Source organism: Nocardia amamiensis NBRC 102102 (genome assembly GCF_001612745.1).
GTDB lineage: Bacteria > Actinomycetota > Actinomycetes > Mycobacteriales > Mycobacteriaceae > Nocardia > Nocardia amamiensis.
This window is the reverse complement of record NZ_BDBA01000354.1, coordinates 1-3,855: the sequence shown is the minus strand read 5'-3', so window position 1 is coordinate 3,855 and position 3,855 is coordinate 1. Positions and strand designations below refer to the sequence as shown.

Genomic DNA, 3,855 nt, shown 5'->3' with positions numbered 1-3,855 from the left:
GCGGAGCAGGCGGCGCGGGCCTCGGCATACCCGTCGGGAGCGGACCGGACTGGCCAGGTCCCGGACGTGCGGGACCAGGCGGCACCGGGCGCCGTTGCTCGGCGGGACCGGCCGACTGTCCGGGGCCGGGCCGTTGTGCGAAACCGGACACTTGTGCGGAACCGGGCGGCTGTCCGGGACCCGGAGGCGGCGCGGGATACTGCCGTTGGCCCGGGTGCGGCCCGGGGTCGGAGCGCGGCGGCGGCGGAACGGGCGGGCGTTGCGGTCGCGGTGGTGCGGGCGGCGGTGGCATGCGCTGACCCGGCTGGGGTTGCGGCGCCGCCGAAGGATGACTGATCTGCGGCACCTCCGGCTGGCCGCCGTTCATGTCGGGACCGGCCTCGGGATGCGGCGGACGGCGTTCCCACGGTGCGACCGGCGCTCGGCGGGCGGGTGGCCCGTCGTGCCGGTCACCTGGTCCAGGGCGATGAGCCGATATGTCATCGTCGCTCATCATGCCTCCTGTACCCGCCGAGATATCCGCACCCCCATTGGTGTGGTGCGCCGCCGGTTCACCGTGATCGGTGAACATGCTGCCCATCGTGCCCCACCGGCCGGGACCGGCACGGGAACACTCCGATTGTCCCCCACCGTGCCACACGACATCGTGGGATACCACATTGGTGCAGGTAGAAGCGGTTTGTGAGGGTCCGTCGCGGCAGAGTCCCTCACCTGGTCTCCTGGAGCTGCTCCTGCTCCCGCAGCATCCGGCTGCGTGCGCGCCGGTACCGGTTGACCCGGCGCCTGGTGCCGGGATCGAAGCCCTCGTCCGCCGGATCGGGCTGCCCGCGGAACCGGCGCCACAAACGGCGGCCGGCCAACAAGAGCAGCAGGAGTCCAGCGCATCCGGTAATTATCGCCAAGGCCTGACCGTAAGCGTTCGAACGCACCGAGACTTGGGTGGGATTGCCGAGTGCGATCCCCTCCGCTGTGGTGAGTGAGATGGGAATGACCAGGTTGCGGCTGTCGCTGACCTCGGTGGGAATCTGGAACGATCGGGACCCGTTCGCCGGAAGCTGTTGCTCGCCGGGGTCGGTGATCTCTGTCTCCGCCGGCGCCTCGATCCGGAACCTGACCCGGATGGCCACGGGCAGATCGTTGCGCGCGACCAGCAGCAACGGACTCTGCTCGGACGCCAGTGTGTAGACCCCGCCCGGCGGCAGCACAGTGACCGAGCGGTAGAGCCGGTCCATCGTCCGGATGGTCTGGTCCAGCCTGCGCTGGGCGAAGGTGTCTGGTTGCGCGGCGTCGCCCGCCCGCCGGTCCGACAGGCTCAGTGTGCGGATCAGGTCGTCGCGCAGCGGCGTCAGGAAGGCGTGCGGCGTCGGCTCGGCCTCCGGCACATCCACCAACGCGCGCATCATCTCGCTGATCCGGCGACCCTGGTCGCGCACCGGCAGCACGAACCGGTCCGGCACCGCGTCCTGCGCGGCTTGGGGCAGATAGTCCAGCTCGTAGGGCTGTGGATCCGGCGGCAGCGCCACCAGGTCATGGAACGGACGCGCGGTGGCGAGGTTGCCACGCAGCAGCGTGTCCACTTGGCGCAACAGCGCGCTCGCTTCGTCCCGGTTCGGGCCCCACTGCTGCGGCGGCACGAGCAGCAGTGAGCGTGGCCGGTTCGCCTCCGGATGCAGCGCGGTCCAGGAGATCGCGCCGAGCGCGTCCTGCAATCGCGCCGCACGCGAATCGTTGGTGACGTCGTAGCGGACCCGGGACGGAGTGAACGGCGGCGTGGGTGGATTGGAGCCGACCGCGGCCAGGGCGGTCGCGGACCAGATGTCGAACGTCACCGCGTGCAGCGCTGGGTCGACGGCCGGAGCGGGCGCGGCCGATTGAGTTCCGTTGGCTGTTGGCGCCGGCGGCGCGGCGGCCGGTGGCAACGCGGTGATCGCGGGCAGCCGGACCACTTCCGGGTTTGCCGAGTCCGCGATCGAGGAAACCGGGTTCGCATCGGCCGTTGTCCTACCGCTTTCGCTGGTCGACTGCGCCCAATCCGCGGTGCCGTGCGCGATGGTGGCGGTCGAGGCGAGCACAGCGGTCCCGAAACCGTGGTTGCGCAACAGGAGTCCCGCACCGGCATCGATGCTTCCGGAATCCGGCAGGCTGACACCACGCACCGAGCGGGTGGACAGGATCGAGTCGACGATGTCGGCGGGTTCGGTGATCGCGCGCGCGGACAGCGCCGGGTCGTTGACCGCGGCCAGTGTGGCGAGATCGACCTGTGCGAACGGCAGCGCCACGGTGCACATCGACCCGGCCAGCGCGCGCAACCGGTCCAGCCAGATCTGCGCGTTCTCGGCGCCGGCGCCCGCCCTGGTCGCGCCATCGGGGTCGGACGGGCTCGCCAGGACGCGATAGCCCTTGGTCATCGACCGCACCGTGAGCAGCAGATCGGGATCGACGGCGACGCATACCGCCGCGGCCAGGTTGCTGTCCCGGCCTGCGCCCCCGCCGAGCACTCCCTCCAGCGCGGCCAGCAGTTGGTCGAGACGTCCACCCTTCCCGAGCGAAGCGGCCAGTTCATCGTCGGTGAGTTGGACAAGGCCGTCGACGCTGCCCGGATGGCCCGCGACCTGCCGCGGCCGGTCGGCCAGCGGCCAGAGCAAGGTCGTCGCCACGGGCGCGTCGGTGGGCGAGGGTATCGCCGGGGCCGCGGTACCGGTGCCGTTCTCGCTCGGAGCGGGCGGCACTCCGAGTACCGGTAGCAGGAACCTGGCATCGTCGAGCCTGGCCTGGGTGCCGTAAGCGGGTTCGCCGTTCACGTTGAGAAGGAGCGGATACACCCCCGGCTCGGTGATGCGTAAAGACGACGCCGTGCCGCTCTCCGAGCGCAACGGGATGCTCAAGGTGAACTGCTTGCGTTGCCCCGGATCGAGCCGCAGCGCGACGTCCTCGAACTCGCCGTTCACGTCGTAACTGACCTCGTCGAGGCGCAAGGTGGTGCGCAACCCGCTCGGCGCGGTGATCGCCGCCGCTCGCTGGATGCGGATGCTGACGTCGTCCACCCAGCGGTCGCCGATGTTGGTGACCGTGCCCGAGACGGTGAGCACCGAGTCGCTGGCCGTGGTCACCGTTGTCGGCGACACCGAATCCAGCGAGAGCTTCAGGAACTTCGGGTTCGACGAGGTACCGGATCCGGTGGGCTGCGCCACCGCCATCACATCCAGCAGCGGCAGTGCAGTCACGGGGCCGAGGATGGTCAGGACCGCCACGAAGATCCGGAACAGTCCACGCGTCATCGCTTGCCGGTCTCCATCCGGTCGATCAGCTTGTTCGCCATCTCGGCCAGTCGCCGTTCATCGGCGTAGGCCAGCCGAGAATCCAGTTCGGTCAATGGAACCCACGCGACCTGGGTGACTTCCACGTCGGCGTCGGACAGCTCACCACCGACCGAACGCAGCAGATAATGATGCACTGTTTTGTGTACCCGCCGACCGTCGGTCACGAACCAGTAATCGATACTGCCGAGTTCGGCGACCACCACACCATTGATGCCGGTCTCCTCGGCGACTTCCCGGATCGCGGTTTGCTCCGCGGTCTCCCCTTCTTCGATATGTCCTTTAGGCAGCGACCACAGTAGCCGCCCGCGGCGGTCGGTGCGGCCGATGAGGGCCGCGCTGCGGTTCTCCCGCGGGCCGTCCAGTCCGTCGACGACGAGCCCGCCCGCCGAGGTCTCCCGTACCGTGCGCATCCGCGGCTTGGCGGCATTGGCGGCCGAACCGCGGCGCCGAGACTGGCGGCGTCGACTGTTCGCACGATCGGCCGGAGACACCTGGCAATCCTACTGTGTTTGTTTTGCAGCGCCTGCGGCGCTGC

Annotated in this window: 2 protein-coding genes and 1 pseudogene; all 3 read right to left on the bottom strand. The window is 69.7% G+C overall.

The window, feature by feature from the left end; translation table 11 throughout:
• Nucleotides 1-571: pseudogene (locus tag NA4_RS42310) on the bottom strand (hypothetical protein); the annotation flags it as partial.
• A 136-nt stretch (nt 572-707) separates the two neighbouring features.
• Nucleotides 708-3,278, bottom strand: a complete 2,571-nt coding sequence (locus NA4_RS37505; RefSeq protein WP_067480866.1) for a DUF6049 family protein — start codon at nt 3,276-3,278, stop codon at nt 708-710.
• Nucleotides 3,275-3,811, bottom strand: coding sequence for an NUDIX hydrolase (locus NA4_RS37500; RefSeq protein ID WP_040785115.1), 537 nt, complete (start codon nt 3,809-3,811; stop codon nt 3,275-3,277). Before NA4_RS37500 ends, NA4_RS37505 begins: the two co-directional genes overlap by 4 nt.
• Between the last annotated feature and the right edge of the window lie 44 nt (nt 3,812-3,855).

Excerpts from the sequence above, each read along its gene's own strand:
- NA4_RS37505 (WP_067480866.1), bottom strand. The coding sequence starts at position 3,278 with ATGACGCGTGGACTGTTCCGGATCTTCGTGGCGGTCCTGACCATCCTC.